Here is a 15316-nt window from a genome sequence, read left to right on the forward strand (position 1 = left end):
GCTTAAACTAATGCTGTAATGATCATGGCTCCAAGAATTGTGATCGTCAGGGACCATTCTTTTAACCATCCGATCTCTTTTTTATTTGCAACTTTGGTAAGTACAAACATGATCACGGCTCCAAGCACACATGCTAAGGCATTCTTCCATGCTCCGCTCATTGTGATCTGGTCTGCTTTCATCATCATAGAATAAAATGGTTTGGATAAATGGCTTGCGCACATTGCTGAGAATACACCGATGATCGCACAAGAAGCAATCGTTGTCAGTGTTCCTGTATTTCCTCTGGAAACTTTCTTTTCGATCTTATCCATCTTATTTGCAGAGAATGTTGCGAATAACGCCCATCCGATAGAGCAAAGGATCATGGTCCAGACTGCCATTCCTAAAGCTTCTGGTGTTAATGTGTCCGTTCCAAGCTGTACCCCGACAGCGGATGTTCCAAGTCCTGCTGCGATAGATTCAAACATAACGGAACCTATCATAGATAATCTCATCCATCCGATTGGTCCCCCTACAGATACTAACAGAGAAAGCATCGCACTTAATACAACGATGGATGGTCCGATCGATGTTACCGCACTGCTTTTCATTGCTTTTTTCATCTGTTTATCGTTAAGTCCTAGTTTCTTTCCTGATTTGTAAGCACCCCTTGCGAATAAGACTGCCTGTAAGATGACAAATGCCACTGGAAGTGCACAGGCAAGCCACATTGGAATACTATTTGCGATTTTCATTGCGTCCATATTTTTATCCTCCTTATCGGTCCGTGTGTTTTGTATGCAATTATATTACCTGTTTTGTGGGTGAAATGATATGAAAAATTTTTCACTTTTTGATATGGCATCTTTGTTTTCGAAGATTTTTATGATTATTTTCTTTGTATAGTGAAGATTTTTTCACTTTATTAAATTAATAAAAGAAAAACTACCATTTTCTCTTAATATCTAAGATATAAGTGTGTCATGTCTTTATTTTACTTTTTAATAACATCAGTGCTTTCTTTTCAATCCTGCTTACATAGGATCTTGAAATATGAAGGTTTTTTGCTACTTCTTTTTGTGTCATTGGTTCTCTTCCATAAAGTCCATAACGCATGATCAGTGTTTTCTTCTCCTTATTCATCTCCATTTTCTCTAATTCTTCATAGATTCTTTTGATATTTTCTTTCTGCTCGATCTTTTTGATCAAATCCGTTTCCTGTGTTCCTAGAATATCTAACAGATGGATCTCGTTTCCTTCTTTATCTATCCCGATTGGCTCATAAAGGGATGTGTTCTTTGATGTTTTCTTTTCCTGACGAAGCATCATCAATAATTCATTTTCAATGCATCTTGCAGCATACGTGACAAGCCGGTGGCCTTTGCTGATATCATACGTATTGATCGCTTTGATCAGCCCGATCACACCGATCGAGATCATATCTTCTTTTTCCCTGTCCAGATTATGATATTTCTTTACGATATGTGCAACCAAACGAAGGTTGTGTTCCACTAACAAATTTCTCGCATTCATGTCTCCCTGGCGGCTTAGGATCAGATAATGACGTTCTTCCTCTGGTAATAAAGGTTGTAAAAACTCTTGCAAAAGAAAAGCACCCTTCTAAGCCTTTTTATCATACTATGATACTTTGCTTAGAAAAGTGCTTTTCCATTTCTATTCTGAAGTTTTTGCCGATCTTATCTTAATTCTCTTCTTCGACTTCTTCTCTTCTTCGAAGCAGATATCCTTCTTTAATCTCTTCTCCAAAATCAACATAGATCATCTGTTTTGGATGTGGGGCGGATTCCATTGGTCTTCCGTCTTCATCTTCGATCGCTTTCACTATAACTTCTTTGTTTGTTCCGTCTGGGATCATAACTTCGATCGTCTCTCCGACAGAGAATTTATTCTTCTGTTCTAAGAGTGCATATCCTTTGTCATTATGTCCCTGAACGATTCCGATGTATGTGCAGTTCTTAATATACGTATTGCTGTCATATATCTGAGAAGTTTCGTCTGTCTTTCCAAAATAGAATCCTGTTGTAAACTGACGGTATGTGCATTTTGCGATCTCTTCTTTGTAGTAATCCATATTTGCTCTGTATTTTTCTACGGATTCCTTGCAGTCATCGATTGCTTTTCTGTAAGTTCTTGCAACCGTTGCTACATAAAGAGCTGTCTTCATACGTCCTTCGATCTTCAAGCTGTCGATTCCCGCATCTAAGATCTGATCGATATATTCGATCATATTCAAGTCTTTGGAGTTGAAAATATATGTTCCACGTTCATTTTCATACACTGGCATATATTCTCCTGGTCTTGTCTGTTCCATCACAGAGTATTTCCATCTGCAAGGATGTGTGCATTCTCCGCTGTTTGCATTTCTTCCTGTAAAGTAGTTACTTAGCAGGCATCTTCCGGAATGAGAGATACACATAGCACCATGAATAAATGATTCGATTTCCATATCATCTGGGATATGAGCACGGATATCTTTGATCTCTTCCAGAGATAATTCTCTTGCAGATACGACACGGCTCGCTCCCTGATCATACCAGAACTTGTATGTTGCATAGTTGGTACTGTTTGCCTGTGTACTGATGTGGCGGTCAATATCTGGACAAACTTCTTTTGCGATCATAAAAACTCCAGGATCTGAGATGATCAGTGCATCTGGTTTGATCTCTTTTAATTCTTCAAAATATTTGCGGATTCCTTCTAAATCTTCGTTGTGTGCCACGATATTAGCAGTGATATAAACTTTCACTCCGTGTTTATGTGCAAATTCAATTCCTTCTTTAACATCTTCCATGGAGAAATTCTTTGCTTTGGCACGTAGTCCATACATCTCTCCACCGATATAAACGGCATCTGCTCCATATAACACAGCAACTTTTAATACTTCCAAGTTACTTGCCGGAATTAATAATTCAACGTCTCTCATTACTTTCTCCCATCTTGATACTGATTGCTACGCCATCACCTACCGGAAGGATCGTTGTCTCTAACTGTGGGTGATTCTTGATCGTATATAAATAGTCTCTCATTCGTTTATGAATGGTGCGGTCTCTTCGCTCGATCGCATAACGTGATCTGGCAACGTCTCCGTCTTGAAGTACGTTATCTGAAACCAGCACACCTTCTGGTGCCAGAAGTCTTAGTACATCATCAAGGAAATGAATATACTGTCCTTTGGCTGCATCTACAAAAATAAGGTCAAAACTTCCATCAAGTCCTTTTAAGATCTCGATCGCATCTCCTTCTAGTAAGGTGATCTGTTCTTCTTTTCCCTGATTTTTGATGTTCTCTTTTGCTTTCTTGATTCTTTTTTCATTTCGCTCAATCGTGATGATCGTTCCGCCTTCCGGCTGGTAACTGTTCATATAAAGAGAAGAAAATCCCACTGCTGCTCCGACTTCTAAGATCTTCATCGGTTTCTTTAAAAGGACCAGAGTCCTTAAGAGTTCCTTCGTCTCTGGTTTGACGATCGGAACATGATTGACTCTGGCCTCTGATTCAATATGGCTTAAATCGTTCTTCTCTTCTTTCATCAATGAGCGGATATATTCTGTGATATTTAAATCCACTATCATTGTATGATCTCCTCTGATACATGATCTCCGCATAAAATACCCATAATGTCATCCATTCCCTGAGACTGTGTAAATTCATATGTCCCTGAAATAAACGACTTATCTTTGTATTTTGAGAAATATTTGCGGATCACAAATCTAGTCTTTCCATAGATCAGCTTCTTTGAAACAAGGGTTTCGGCAACTTTCTCATCTGACTCATTCTGTGTAACAATGACCGTTACTTTCTTATGGCTTTGTGCATTATATGGCTGATTCGAAAATGTCTGTTCTGCCACAAAATACGCCCCATAGAAAATACAGAAGATCGCACAGATTAAAAATACTCTGCTTAATGTCCTAAAAAACAGTTGCCATCCTTCGGAATGAAAAAACTTCTTCTCTTCTGAAAGACTCATCTTAAACCTCTGTAATGATCGGCAGGATCATTGGATTACGCTTTGTCTTCTTCCAAATGTAATTACTAAGCTCGTCTTTGATCTTCGTCTTGATCCTTGCCCAGTCTGTGATATTACGTTCTAAGCATTCCTCTACCGCATCTCTTGCAACATCTCTTGCACCTTCCATCAAAGATTCTGATTCTCTGACATATACAAACCCACGAGATACGATATCTGGACCTGCCAGGATCATATTGCCATGTTTCTGCAGAGTAACTGTTGCAATGATCAATCCATTCTGAGACAGTAACTTACGGTCATTCAATACGATGTTACCAACATCTCCGACACCAAGTCCATCAACGAGGATTCCTCCTGCCTGTACTTTTCCAGCGATCTTTCCTTGTCTCTTATTGAGCTCCAGAACATCACCTTCTGCCAATACAAATGCATTCTCCTTTGGAATTCCCATCTCGATGGCAAGTTCACGATGACGCATCAGATGACGGTATTCTCCATGAACAGGGATCGCATACTTCGGCTTCGTCAGTGCATAAATAAGTCTTAATTCTTCACGGCATGCATGACCGGAAACATGTGTATCTTCAAATACGATCTGTGCACCTTTTAATGCCAGCTCATTCATGATCTTTGAAATGTTCTTCTCATTTCCTGGAATTGGACTTGAGCTGAATATGATCGTATCACTTGGTACGATGGATACTTTTCTGTGAGTTGAGTTTGCCATACGGGATAATGCTGCCATTGTCTCTCCCTGGCTTCCCGTTGTGATTAAAACAATCTGATCGTCAGGATAATTCTTAATCTGATCAGTTTCTATTAATGTGTTCTTTGGAATCTTGATGTATCCTAATTCGGACGCTGTCGCAATGATATTTACCATGCTTCGTCCTTCTACTGCAACTTTTCTTCCGTACTTATGTGCAGAATTGATGATATGCTGTACACGATCCACGTTCGATGCAAATGTTGCAATGATCATACGTCCTTTTAAATGTTCTGCGAACAGATTGTCCAGACGTTTTCCTACATTCTTCTCTGATGGTGTATAGCCTTGTCGTTCTACATTCGTACTATCTGCCATCAATGCCAGAACTCCCTTACTTCCAAGTTCTGCGAATCTTGCAAGATCGATTGCTTCCCCAAATAATGGCGTATGGTCGATCTTAAAGTCACCTGTATGCACGATCACACCTGCTGGTGTTGTGATCGCAAGTGCTGCTGCATCTGCAATACTGTGATTTGTCTTAATAAATTCTACATTAAAGATTCCAAGTTTTACTTTGTCACCATGTGTCACAACATGGCGCTCCACGTTATTTAAAATACCGTGCTCTTTTAATTTGTTCTCGATCAATGCCATGGTAAGTTTTGTCGCATAGATCGGTACGTTCAATTCCTTCTCGAAATAAGGAATCGCTCCAATATGGTCCTCATGACCATGAGTGATAACCAGTCCACGAATCTTGCTTGCATTGTCCTTTAAATATGTGATATCTGGAATAACTAAATCAATTCCTAACATATCCTCATCTGGGAACGCAAGTCCACAGTCCACGATCAAAATCTGGTTATTGCATTCAAATGCTGTGATGTTCATTCCGATCTGGCCGAGTCCGCCAAGTGGAATGATCTTTACTGAGCTAGGCTTTCTTCTAGGCATTGGTCTTCTTCCCCTTGCCTGATAATTATTCTTATTGTATGATTTCTTGTTATCATTTGCATAATAATTATTTCGTTTTGGTCTTGCCTGCTGTCTTACTTGATTGTCTTTCAACTTTCTTCCTCCATATCTACGTAGGTCTGACAATCCATTGTTTTAAACACTCTTATATATTTTATAAACTCACTTCAAGTCCATCTAACAGTGCGTTAAAAATATCTGAGATCATATCCAGTTCTTTATCGTCCTCAACGATCTCATAGGATACATAGTCATCCTCTAACTGCACTTCTTTCATGATCAATACAACGCTCTCATCTTCACTCGATGCTTCGCAGTCTTCTACCAAAAGGTAAGTCTGACCTGCGATCGTTGTCTGTTCTATGACATTAAATTCGATTTCCTGTCCATCGTCATCCAGAAAAAGAATCTTGCTGTCTTTCTTGCTCATTGTCTGTTCCTCCTATAGGGAATCTAAATATCCCTGTAAAATCATAGACGCCGCGATCTGGTCGATCACTTTCTTTCTGTTTTCGCGTCTTACACCGCTTTCCATCAGAACTTTCTCTGATGCTACTGTTGTCAGTCGCTCATCCCACAAGATCACTTCTAATCCTGTCCGACGCACTAAGGCATCGCGGAAAGATAAAGTATCTTCTCCGCGCTCACCTACTGTATTATTCATATTCTTTGGGAGACCTAAAACAATCTTCTCAACATCATATTCTTTCACAAGTTCTTCGATCCTTGCGTAAGTCTTTCTTAACTTATTCGCATCTTTCCTTGTAATCGTCTCTAATGGCTGTGCTGTAATATGAAGCTCATCACTTAACGCCACTCCGACTGTCTTCGTCCCATAATCTAACCCTAATATCCTTCTCATAATACCACGGTCTCTACTTTAATCTTGTCTCAATATAGTTCTCAAGCAGTGCTTCAATGATATCGTCACGCTCGACTTTATTGATGATGCTTCTTGCATTGTTGTGACTGGTAATGTATGTTGGATCTCCAGACATAATATATCCTACCATCTGATTGACAGGGTTATATCCTTTCTCCTGCAGTGCCTCATATACACGCTCTAAGATCATGTGTACATCCAGTTCCTCTCTAACAACGGAAAAATGTTGTGTTTGATTATTATCCATAATTATCACGTCCCTTTCATTTATTAACCATTTTAATATAAAATGTATGAAATAGCAATGGAAATCATAAAATTTCACATCTGTTTAACACTCTGCCAATACATATCCATCATCTAAGATCTGTCTTAGCTTTACTTTCACGATCTTATTTTCCAATGGTTCTTCACTGTAAAGTGCAACTTTTATATACTCCTTTGTATGCCCTGTATAATAATGATCTTTTCCATGCATCTTTTCTTCGATCAGTACTTCTTTGACCATGCCTAACTGTTTTGTCTCAAATTCTTTCTGGTGTTGTTTTGACATTTCTAATAAGACATTACTTCGTTTTGCCTTAATCTGATCATTGATCTGTGGCTTCATATCTGCTGCCTTCGTTCCCTTTCGAATGGAATATTTGAACACATGCATTTCATAGAGATCGATCTCTTCTAAAAATTTTCTTGTCTCTTCAAATTCTTCTTCTGTCTCTCCTGGAAAACCTACGATAATATCTGTTGTCAATGCTGGATATTGGAAATGTTCACGAATTGCCTTACATTTCTCTCTGATATCTTGTGTTGTATACTTACGGTTCATTCGTTTTAAGACAGAATCACATCCACTCTGCAGGGACAGATGGAAATGTGGGCAAAAACTTTCCATCTTAGAAAGGCGATCCAATGTATCCTTTGTGATAAATCCAGGTTCCAGAGATCCCAAACGGATTCTCTTAACTTCCGGGATCTTGGCGATCTCTTCTAACAGATCGATCAGCGTAACATCTCCCAAATCTTTTCCATACGATGTAACATGAATTCCTGTGATCACAAATTCCTGACATCCATGTTTTGTCAGATTCGTGATCTCTTCTAACACTTCTTCCATCTTACGGCTTCTGACTCTTCCTCTTGCATAAGGGATAATGCAGTAAGAACAAAACTGATTGCATCCATCTTGTACTTTAATATACGCTCTGGTATGTTCTTTTAATTGTTCCACATGCAAAGATTCATATTCCTGGTCATGTGCAATATCAATAACTTCAATCGATTCTGCGGCTGATTCCTTCTCTCCCATATGCTCTTCTAAAATATGGATTAAGTCTTTCTTTTTATTATTCCCAATGATCAGATCAATATTTGTATCTTTTGATAATTCTTCTTTTCCAACTTGAGCATAACATCCAACTGCTACTACAACAACATCTGGATTCTTCTTCTTTGCACGGTGAAGCATCTGTCTTGATTTACGTTCTGCCATATTTGTCACAGAACATGTATTCACAATGTAGATATCTGCTGCTTCTTTCGGATCGACCATCGTAACGCCTGCTTCCTTAAGCATTCCATACATGGCATCCGTTTCATATTGATTTACTTTGCAGCCAAGAGTTACAATGGCCGCTCTTTTTCCTTGTAAATTCATACGATTCCTTTCTTGTTGACTTTTATGACAAATACGAGTACACTATCCTTGTTAATTGGAAGGAGTATTATCCCATGTATGATGCATTGATCAAACTAAATTCCATCAAAGACCTATACTCGTTTGTCGACATCCTTGACAAGCACTCTGGCACGTTTGAGATCGTTGCCAATGACTATGTCGTGGATGCCAGATCACTGATGAGTATGCTAAGCCTCGATCTTTCGAAGCCTTTAGAGCTTTCGTTTGATTCTGATGAGGCTTCTGTTATACTGTCTCAGCTTCAGCCATTTATTTTACATGAATGATCTCTGTAGAATCAATGGCTTCTTTCATTAAATCATCAATCACATCTTCCAGATGTTCTTCTGATTTCTTAATTCTCTTTAAATTACCCTTTGTAACTGGATGTTTTGCAACAAAGATCGTACAGCAGTCTTCAAATGGCTGAATGGATGTCTCAAATGTTCCGATCTTCTCTGCAATATCTACGATCTCCTGTTTATCCATACCGATACATGGTCTGAATACTGGCATATTACATACTTCATTTGTGATCGCAAGGTTATGGATCGTCTGGCTTGCTACCTGTCCGATACTTTCACCAGTGATCAGTGCAAGGCTTCCACCTTCATTTGCAAAATGTTCCGCGATCTTCATCATATATCTTCTCATGATGATCGTTAATTCTTCATGAGGGCATTTCTCATAGATCGCTAACTGAATGTCTGTAAAGTTTACAACATGTAAATTGATCGGTCCTGCATATTTTGCAACGATCTTCGCAAGATCTATAACCTTCTGTTTTGCTCTCTCGCTTGTGTATGGTGGTGCATGGAAATATGTTGCATCGATGTGTACTCCACGTTTTGCGATCATATATCCTGCAACTGGACTGTCGATTCCTCCGGATAATAAAAGCATCGCTTTTCCATTGGTTCCGACTGGCATTCCACCTGGTCCTTTGATTTCCTGAGAATAGATATAGATATATTTTCTCACTTCGATATTCACCATTACCTGTGGATGGTGCACATCTACTTTGATCCCTTCAAATGCATCTAGTAACTGCCCACCGATTTCCATATTGATCGCCATGGAATCAAGAGGGAACTGTTTATCTCCTCTTCTTGCATGAACCTTGAATGTAAAATCCTTGACTGGATACTGTTCATCAATAAATTTGATAACTGTCTCTGTCAAATGTTCCATATCTTTGTTTTCTTCGATGACCATTGGACAGATTCCAACGATTCCAAAGACTCTCTGCAGTGCTTCCACAGCTTCATCATAATCGAACTCATCCTGTGCTTCGACAAACATACGTCCAGATTCTTTTCTTACTTTAAAATCCCCAACGGGTGCCATTGCATGGCGGATCTGTTTCATTAATGCGTCTTCAAACATATAACGGTTCTTACCTTTGATGGCAATCTCACCGTATTTGATCAAAAATGCGGTTACTTTCATAGTATTCTCCTTTATTTTCTTACTGTTTCTTTTCTTGTGGTCTTTATTTTCTTACAAATCTTCGAAGCATTGGTACTAATTCTTTTAATGCTTTGATCGTTTCATCAACTTCTTCTTTTGTATTCTCAATTGAGAAACTGAAACGAAGTGTTCCATCTTTAAATTCATCACTTAATGCGATCGCATTTAATGTTCCACTGACTGCCTGTTTTTTGTTCGATGAACATGCGGATCCTGAAGATACATAGATTTCTCTGTCTTCCAAGGCATGTAACAGTACTTCACTTCTTAACTTCTTAAAGCTGATACTTGCCACGTGTGGTGCTTTTCCGGAATTGTCTTTGATATCCTCAATCTCTTTGATCCTTTCCTGAAAATATTCTTTGACTTCACGGATCTTCTCAGCATTTTCATAGTTTTTACCGATCATCTTTTCACATGCGACAGCTAATCCTACGATTCCTGGTACATTTTCCGTTCCAGAACGCATTCCTTTCTGCTGTCCGCCTCCGAAAATGATCGGAGAGATCTTCGTTCCTTCCTTGATATATAAAAATCCGATTCCTTTTGGTCCATGGATCTTATGACCACTTGTGGATAATAAGTCAATTCCCATATTCTTTGGAACGATCGGAAGTTTTCCATATGCCTGAATCGCATCGACATGGAAAATCGTATTCGGATTCTTTGCTTTGATGATCTTTGCGATCTCTTCAATTGGTTCAATGGCTCCAATCTCGTTATTTACCATCATGCAGGATACAAGGATCGTATCTTCTCGGATACTTTCTTCTAACTGATCAAGATCTACGATTCCTTCTGAATCTACATCAAGATATGTCACTTCATATCCTTCTTCTTCCAGATGATACATTGGTTCATATACAGAAGCATGTTCTACCTTTGTCGTAATAATGTGCTTTCCTTTGCGGCGATTTGCCATTGCTGTTCCACTGATCGCTGTATTGTTTGATTCTGTTCCCCCAGATGTAAATAAGATTTCTTTGGGTTTTGCTCTTAATGTCTTCGCAATTAATTCTTGTGCAGCTTTTACTTTATTCTCTGCTTCAATACCTTTCATATGTTTTGCAGATGGATTCCCATATGTGACCTGCATTGCATCCTGCATTGCTTCTACAACTTCTGGAAATACGCAGGTTGTCGCTGCATTATCAAAATAAATCATGTCGCTTTCTCCCTCTATTCTTCTATCGTAAACATCAAAATAGATAAAACTGTCATTCCTGCTGTCTCAGTTCTTAAGATACGCTTTCCAAGGCTCATTGTCTGACCGCCTGCTGCCTTAAGCTGTTCGATCTCTTCCTTTTCAAAACCGCCTTCTGGTCCGATGATGATCCCGATTGATTTCTTCCCTTTTGCCTGACTGATCAGTTCTTTGGATGCCTGCATCCCTTTTGCCTCTTCATATGGAACAAGCATGAATTCTATATCTTGTACTTCTTCTAAAATATCTTTGAAATTTCTCACTTCGCGAACTTCTGGAATGATCCCTCGTTTTGCCTGTTTTGCTGCGCTTAATGCGATCGTATTCCAACGACTTACCTTCTTTGCTGCCTTCTTCGCATCAAGTTTCACAACACAACGTTTCATGGCAACTGGAACGATCTCTGCCACCCCAAGTTCCACCGCTTTTTGAACGATCATCTCCATCTTATCGCCTTTTGGCAGTCCCTGATACAGCGTGATCTTTACTGGGAGTTCTGTTTCCATGCCATGAACATCTTCGATCTTCGCAAGAATCGTATCGTCCGTCCATTCCAAAAGGCTGCATTCATATTCTAAATCTGATCCGTTACTTAAATAAACTTTATCTCCTGTTTTCATGCGGAGAACGTTCTTAATATGATTGACATCACTTCCACAAATCTCGATCATTCCGTCATGAATCTGTTCTTCTTTTATAAAAAAACGGTACATCTCTTACCTCATCTTCGCTGTCATAGAAACCCAGTCTTTCATTCTTCTTGTCTCAATGACATCAAATCCATATGCATTTAATTTGTCTGCGATTTCTTTTTCTTTTGTATCAATGATACCAGAGATTACAAAAACACCATCTTCTGCCAAAAACTGATCTACGATCTCGATCAGTGGTGAGATAACATCTGCTAAAATATTAGCAACAACAACCGGATAACATTTTGATCCTAAGGATGCTGCAAACTCTTTATCATCTAAAACATTTCCCTGATATACTTCAAACTGATCTTTGCTGATATGGTTTACTTCAAAGTTCTCCTCAGAAGCTGAGATTGCATGTGGATCGATATCTGTAAGAACCGCATGACCTGCCCCAAGTTTCAGTCCGATGATCGACAAAATTCCACTTCCGCATCCAACATCCAAAATCTTTGTATCTTCCTTAATATATGGTTTCATTCCTTCAATACAAAGTTTTGTTGTCTCATGAGAACCTGTTCCAAATGCTGTTCCCGGATCGATCTCTACAACGATCATATCTTCTGTCTGGTCTTCTAATGTCTCCCATGTTGGTTTGATCACGATCTGTTCATCCAGACGGATCGGTTTAAAGAATTTCTTCCAGTTATTGACCCAGTCTTCTTCTTTCGTCTTATCAAATGAAATTGTTCCAGCACCGATATCCATAAATCCACGAAGTCTTTCAAGCATTGCCTGAATCTGCATTGTAATGTGCTCTAAATTTTCATTCTCATCAAAATAACAGCTGATCTTTGCTTTTCCATCGTCTGGTGCGATATCATCTGGCAATAGATCCACATACATGACTTTCATCTCTTCTTCTGTCAATGATACATGGTCTTCAACTTCCACACCAGTTGCACCAAGTTCTGTAAGTTCATAACTGATCATGTCTTCTGCTGATGTCAATGTATCAATTGTAATTTTATTCCATCCCATGACACTGTATTTCCTTTCTCTTTCTATCTTATATTTTTATTTCGTATTCATAACATATCAATTAATTAGTGTATCATACAAAAAGCTGGAATACAAGAAAAAAGAGAATCCCGTCGTCTTTCGGAACTCTCTTTCATCGCTATCTTCTTAATACGCAAACTGTATTTATGATGAATCTATGCTTCTAAAATCTTTCCATCAATGGAAATTGTGTGAACCTGCCATGGAAGGAATTTGCCGGAATCCTGAATCGCTTTCTTCGCCGCATTTTCCAGCCCGCCACAACAAGGAACTTCCATTCTAACGATCGTTACACTCTTAATGTCATTGTTCGCAATGATCTGTGTCAGTTTCTCACTGTAATCTCCTTCATCAAGTTTTGGACAGCCGATCAATGTCACTTTATTTTTGATAAATTTCTGATGAAAATTTCCATAAGCATAAGCTGTACAATCTGCCGCGATCAATAGATTCGCATCCTTAAAATATGGGGCATTAACAGGTACTAATTTAATCTGCACCGGCCACTGAGACAGCTGAGAAGATACAGTTGCTGTCTGCTCTGTCGCTACCTCTTCTGCCTTATGATCCATGATCTTCATTCTTGTTCCAGGGCACCCGTGGAATACCGGCTTTTCTTCTATTTTATCTTTTGCTGTCATTTCAGCTTTCTTCTTCATGTTTGCTTCTACCGCTTCTCTGTCATACGCAGCTGCCTCACGCTCTACGAAACTGATCGCTCCTGTTGGACAATTTGGCAGACAGTCTCCTAAGCCGTCACAATAATCATCTCTTAATAATTTTGCCTTTCCATCAACTATCCCGATCGCATCTTCGTGACATGCATCTGCACACAGTCCACATCCATTACATTTATCTTCATCAATTTCAATAATTCTACGAATCATATCTATTCTCCTTTTCTTGATCTCATATTCTTTACTGTATCGTTAGTATAATAGATATGATTTGGGAAATCCGTTGTTTTTACAACATTTTTAAAATTTTTTTAAAAATTGAAAAAGCAGAAGGCACTCCATAAACCTTCTGCTCTTTCGGTTGTTTATTATTCGAATATGCCAACAAAGACATGTTCTTCCTGACTATCCGACGAAACAACACTCCATATTCTCTTCGTAAAATCTGTTATACATCTGTCGCATCAAAGGAATCAGTTTATAAAGTGGTTCCGTCTTACGATGGTTAACTTCATCTTTGATCATCTCTTTGATGATCGCTTCTTTTACCTCTCTTAGAGTACCATATACTCCAACTTTTTCCAATACTTTTTTGCAATTTTCTTTATTCTTTGCGCGTTTTAGTAATACAAAATCTCCATAATATTTTTTTATATAATAATTTTCTTTCATTCTTATCATTTTAAAGTTCTCCTTTTCACATACTGTGTTTAAAATCATTGAACGATTTCAAAAACTTTCTTGAACTGATTATTGGCATTATACTCCTTTTGTATACAGTATATGTTGCAAAAGAATTACTTTTTATTTAAGTTTTTCTTAATTTTTAATATATAGATTTCTATTATATCCTTATAGATATTTTTAAACTTGTATGTTGTATACAGTACTCGTCCATTTTTGACACTTTACAACCTACTTTCTTTCTAGTTATAATATATTATAAGTGTCACTAGTATAAATTCCGTTTGTTTCTACACAAATAAACAATTTATATTCAATGACGAACCAAACAACAAGAACGGATTAAAACATATAGAAAGGACACAATTTATGAAATACAAACTAATCGCCGTTGACTTAGATGGAACTCTTTATAACGACCAACTCAAAATTACTTCTGATACTTTAAATACCATGATTAAAGCTCAGGAAATGGGTATCCGCATTGCTCTTGCTTCTGGTCGTCCTCTCCCTGGTCTTTTTCATGCCAGAGATTTATTGAAACTAAATGAACATCATGGAATGCTCGTTGCTTACAATGGCGGAAAGGTTGTAGATACTACTACAAATGAAGTTTTATATGATAAGTACATCCCAGATGATCTCGCAATGGAGCTTTTAGAACATTTGAAAGATTATCCTGTAAATCCGATCATTGATGATGGGAAAGTTCTTTATGTCACAGACAAGAATGGATATCGCGTCAAAGAAGAGGCATTGAATGATTCTATGGAGTATGTTGAGGTTCCTTCCTTGACAGAACATCTTGATTTTCATTTAAATAAGATCCTTACTGCTGTCGATCCTCAAAAAACTTATGATGTTTTAGAAACGATCGGAATGCCATTTAGAGATCAGGTCACTTTTGTCCGTACTGCTCCTTATTATATTGAAGCAATTCCTGTGGGTACCAGCAAAGCTTCTGGTCTTTCCAATGTATGCAAAGGTCTTGGCATTGATTCATCTGAGGTCATTGCTTTTGGTGATGCAGAAAATGATCTGGAAATGATCCAGTTTGCAGGTCATGGTGTCGCTATGGGAAATGCATGCGATGCTTTAAAAGATGCTGCTGATGAAGTAACACTTACAAATAATGAAGATGGTATCGCACATACTTTAAATCATTTACTGGGCTGCCGTTAACGACAGCCCTCTCCAGCACCTGTTTCTCACAGGCATACCTCACTTCAACACAATCAGTCACCCATTAGAAACGTGTATCACAAACAGTTTTTTGTCATAGAACCACAATCACAACACAAATCATCAATATAATTGCTGTTATAAACAAGAATAAATTCTTTTTAGATACGTTGTTTCGATATTG

Annotated in this window: 18 protein-coding genes; 2 read left to right on the plus strand and 16 right to left on the minus strand. The window is 38.3% G+C overall.

Going from position 1 to position 15316, the window contains the following annotated elements; genetic code table 11:
* Positions 1-2 precede the first annotated feature (2 nt).
* The 10 genes from QUE18_RS08115 to mtaB form a co-directional block, all read right to left on the minus strand.
* Positions 3-746 carry a DUF5058 family protein gene (locus tag QUE18_RS08115; protein ID WP_008391435.1) on the minus strand — a complete coding sequence of 248 codons (744 nt, stop codon included), beginning with the start codon at positions 744-746 and terminating at the stop codon, positions 3-5.
* A 217-nt stretch (positions 747-963) separates the two neighbouring features.
* Positions 964-1587 carry an RNA polymerase sporulation sigma factor SigK gene (sigK, locus tag QUE18_RS08120; RefSeq protein WP_009204600.1) on the minus strand — a complete coding sequence of 208 codons (624 nt, stop codon included), beginning with the start codon at positions 1585-1587 and terminating at the stop codon, positions 964-966.
* A gap of 97 nt (positions 1588-1684) precedes the next feature.
* Positions 1685-2926 carry a peptidase U32 family protein gene (locus tag QUE18_RS08125; protein WP_009204601.1) on the minus strand — a complete coding sequence of 414 codons (1242 nt, stop codon included), beginning with the start codon at positions 2924-2926 and terminating at the stop codon, positions 1685-1687.
* Positions 2913-3575 carry an O-methyltransferase gene (locus QUE18_RS08130; protein ID WP_009204602.1) on the minus strand — a complete coding sequence of 221 codons (663 nt, stop codon included), beginning with the start codon at positions 3573-3575 and terminating at the stop codon, positions 2913-2915. The genes QUE18_RS08125 and QUE18_RS08130 overlap by 14 nt, the downstream gene beginning before the upstream one ends.
* The gene (locus QUE18_RS08135; RefSeq protein WP_008391439.1) at positions 3572-3973 is read right to left on the minus strand and encodes a hypothetical protein; all 402 of its coding nucleotides are present in this window, start codon (positions 3971-3973) and stop codon (positions 3572-3574) included. The genes QUE18_RS08130 and QUE18_RS08135 overlap by 4 nt, the downstream gene beginning before the upstream one ends.
* A 1-nt stretch (position 3974) precedes the next feature.
* A complete protein-coding gene (locus tag QUE18_RS08140) occupies positions 3975-5639 on the minus strand; it encodes a ribonuclease J (protein WP_009264372.1) in 1665 nt (554 codons plus the stop codon).
* A 175-nt stretch (positions 5640-5814) separates the two neighbouring features.
* Complete coding sequence (locus tag QUE18_RS08145) at positions 5815-6090, minus strand: DUF1292 domain-containing protein (protein ID WP_008391441.1); 276 nt, start codon at positions 6088-6090, stop codon at positions 5815-5817.
* Positions 6091-6102: 12 nt separating this feature from the next.
* Positions 6103-6522 (minus strand): Holliday junction resolvase RuvX, encoded by a 420-nt coding sequence (ruvX, locus tag QUE18_RS08150; RefSeq protein WP_009204603.1) that lies wholly within the window; start codon positions 6520-6522, stop codon positions 6103-6105.
* A gap of 13 nt (positions 6523-6535) precedes the next feature.
* Positions 6536-6790 carry an IreB family regulatory phosphoprotein gene (locus tag QUE18_RS08155; RefSeq protein WP_008391443.1) on the minus strand — a complete coding sequence of 85 codons (255 nt, stop codon included), beginning with the start codon at positions 6788-6790 and terminating at the stop codon, positions 6536-6538.
* An 84-nt stretch (positions 6791-6874) separates the two neighbouring features.
* The gene (gene mtaB, locus QUE18_RS08160) at positions 6875-8197 is read right to left on the minus strand and encodes a tRNA (N(6)-L-threonylcarbamoyladenosine(37)-C(2))-methylthiotransferase MtaB (RefSeq protein WP_009204604.1); all 1323 of its coding nucleotides are present in this window, start codon (positions 8195-8197) and stop codon (positions 6875-6877) included.
* A 74-nt stretch (positions 8198-8271) separates the two neighbouring features.
* Between mtaB and QUE18_RS08165 the strand changes: the two genes are divergently transcribed.
* A complete protein-coding gene (locus QUE18_RS08165) occupies positions 8272-8505 on the plus strand; it encodes an HPr family phosphocarrier protein (RefSeq protein WP_008391445.1) in 234 nt (77 codons plus the stop codon).
* On the opposite strand, the gene thiI is transcribed toward QUE18_RS08165, so the two are convergent.
* From thiI to QUE18_RS08195, 6 genes are all read right to left on the minus strand, one after another.
* Positions 8489-9667, minus strand: coding sequence for a tRNA uracil 4-sulfurtransferase ThiI (gene thiI, locus QUE18_RS08170; RefSeq protein WP_009204605.1), 1179 nt, complete (start codon positions 9665-9667; stop codon positions 8489-8491). The genes QUE18_RS08165 and thiI overlap by 17 nt on opposite strands.
* Positions 9668-9710: 43 nt before the next feature.
* A complete protein-coding gene (locus QUE18_RS08175; protein ID WP_009204606.1) occupies positions 9711-10853 on the minus strand; it encodes a cysteine desulfurase family protein in 1143 nt (380 codons plus the stop codon).
* 14 nt (positions 10854-10867) lie between these two features.
* The gene (locus QUE18_RS08180; RefSeq protein WP_008391448.1) at positions 10868-11605 is read right to left on the minus strand and encodes a 16S rRNA (uracil(1498)-N(3))-methyltransferase; all 738 of its coding nucleotides are present in this window, start codon (positions 11603-11605) and stop codon (positions 10868-10870) included.
* A gap of 3 nt (positions 11606-11608) precedes the next feature.
* On the minus strand, positions 11609-12568 hold the full coding sequence (gene prmA, locus QUE18_RS08185; protein WP_008391449.1) for a 50S ribosomal protein L11 methyltransferase: 960 nt from the start codon (positions 12566-12568) through the stop codon (positions 11609-11611).
* A 176-nt stretch (positions 12569-12744) separates the two neighbouring features.
* On the minus strand, positions 12745-13476 hold the full coding sequence (locus QUE18_RS08190) for an ATP-binding protein (RefSeq protein WP_008391450.1): 732 nt from the start codon (positions 13474-13476) through the stop codon (positions 12745-12747).
* A 195-nt stretch (positions 13477-13671) separates the two neighbouring features.
* Positions 13672-13947, minus strand: a complete 276-nt coding sequence (locus QUE18_RS08195; RefSeq protein WP_009264377.1) for a hypothetical protein — start codon at positions 13945-13947, stop codon at positions 13672-13674.
* 372 nt (positions 13948-14319) lie between these two features.
* On the opposite strand from QUE18_RS08195, the gene QUE18_RS08200 reads away from it, so the two are divergent.
* Positions 14320-15132, plus strand: a complete 813-nt coding sequence (locus QUE18_RS08200) for a Cof-type HAD-IIB family hydrolase (RefSeq protein WP_009204607.1) — start codon at positions 14320-14322, stop codon at positions 15130-15132.
* The last annotated feature ends 184 nt before the right edge of the window (positions 15133-15316 follow it).

It is taken from the genome of Anaerostipes hadrus ATCC 29173 = JCM 17467 (genome assembly GCF_030296915.1).
Lineage (GTDB): Bacteria > Bacillota > Clostridia > Lachnospirales > Lachnospiraceae > Anaerostipes > Anaerostipes hadrus.

What these genes read in the sequence shown, in the direction of transcription:
- QUE18_RS08165 (WP_008391445.1), top strand. Translation starts at nt 8,272, where the DNA reads ATGTATGATGCATTGATCAAACTAAATTCCATCAAAGACCTATACTCG.
- QUE18_RS08155 (WP_008391443.1), bottom strand. Translation starts at nt 6,790, where the DNA reads ATGGATAATAATCAAACACAACATTTTTCCGTTGTTAGAGAGGAACTG.
- QUE18_RS08135 (WP_008391439.1), bottom strand. Translation starts at nt 3,973, where the DNA reads ATGAGTCTTTCAGAAGAGAAGAAGTTTTTTCATTCCGAAGGATGGCAA.
- ruvX (WP_009204603.1), bottom strand. Translation starts at nt 6,522, where the DNA reads ATGAGAAGGATATTAGGGTTAGATTATGGGACGAAGACAGTCGGAGTG.
- mtaB (WP_009204604.1), bottom strand. Translation starts at nt 8,197, where the DNA reads ATGAATTTACAAGGAAAAAGAGCGGCCATTGTAACTCTTGGCTGCAAA.
- QUE18_RS08145 (WP_008391441.1), bottom strand. Translation starts at nt 6,090, where the DNA reads ATGAGCAAGAAAGACAGCAAGATTCTTTTTCTGGATGACGATGGACAG.
- QUE18_RS08140 (WP_009264372.1), bottom strand. Translation starts at nt 5,639, where the DNA reads ATGCCTAGAAGAAAGCCTAGCTCAGTAAAGATCATTCCACTTGGCGGA.
- QUE18_RS08180 (WP_008391448.1), bottom strand. Translation starts at nt 11,605, where the DNA reads ATGTACCGTTTTTTTATAAAAGAAGAACAGATTCATGACGGAATGATC.
- QUE18_RS08115 (WP_008391435.1), bottom strand. Translation starts at nt 746, where the DNA reads ATGGACGCAATGAAAATCGCAAATAGTATTCCAATGTGGCTTGCCTGT.
- QUE18_RS08125 (WP_009204601.1), bottom strand. Translation starts at nt 2,926, where the DNA reads ATGAGAGACGTTGAATTATTAATTCCGGCAAGTAACTTGGAAGTATTA.
- QUE18_RS08190 (WP_008391450.1), bottom strand. Translation starts at nt 13,476, where the DNA reads ATGATTCGTAGAATTATTGAAATTGATGAAGATAAATGTAATGGATGT.
- prmA (WP_008391449.1), bottom strand. Translation starts at nt 12,568, where the DNA reads ATGGGATGGAATAAAATTACAATTGATACATTGACATCAGCAGAAGAC.
- QUE18_RS08200 (WP_009204607.1), top strand. Translation starts at nt 14,320, where the DNA reads ATGAAATACAAACTAATCGCCGTTGACTTAGATGGAACTCTTTATAAC.
- QUE18_RS08130 (WP_009204602.1), bottom strand. Translation starts at nt 3,575, where the DNA reads ATGATAGTGGATTTAAATATCACAGAATATATCCGCTCATTGATGAAA.
- QUE18_RS08175 (WP_009204606.1), bottom strand. Translation starts at nt 10,853, where the DNA reads ATGATTTATTTTGATAATGCAGCGACAACCTGCGTATTTCCAGAAGTT.
- thiI (WP_009204605.1), bottom strand. Translation starts at nt 9,667, where the DNA reads ATGAAAGTAACCGCATTTTTGATCAAATACGGTGAGATTGCCATCAAA.
- QUE18_RS08195 (WP_009264377.1), bottom strand. Translation starts at nt 13,947, where the DNA reads ATGATAAGAATGAAAGAAAATTATTATATAAAAAAATATTATGGAGAT.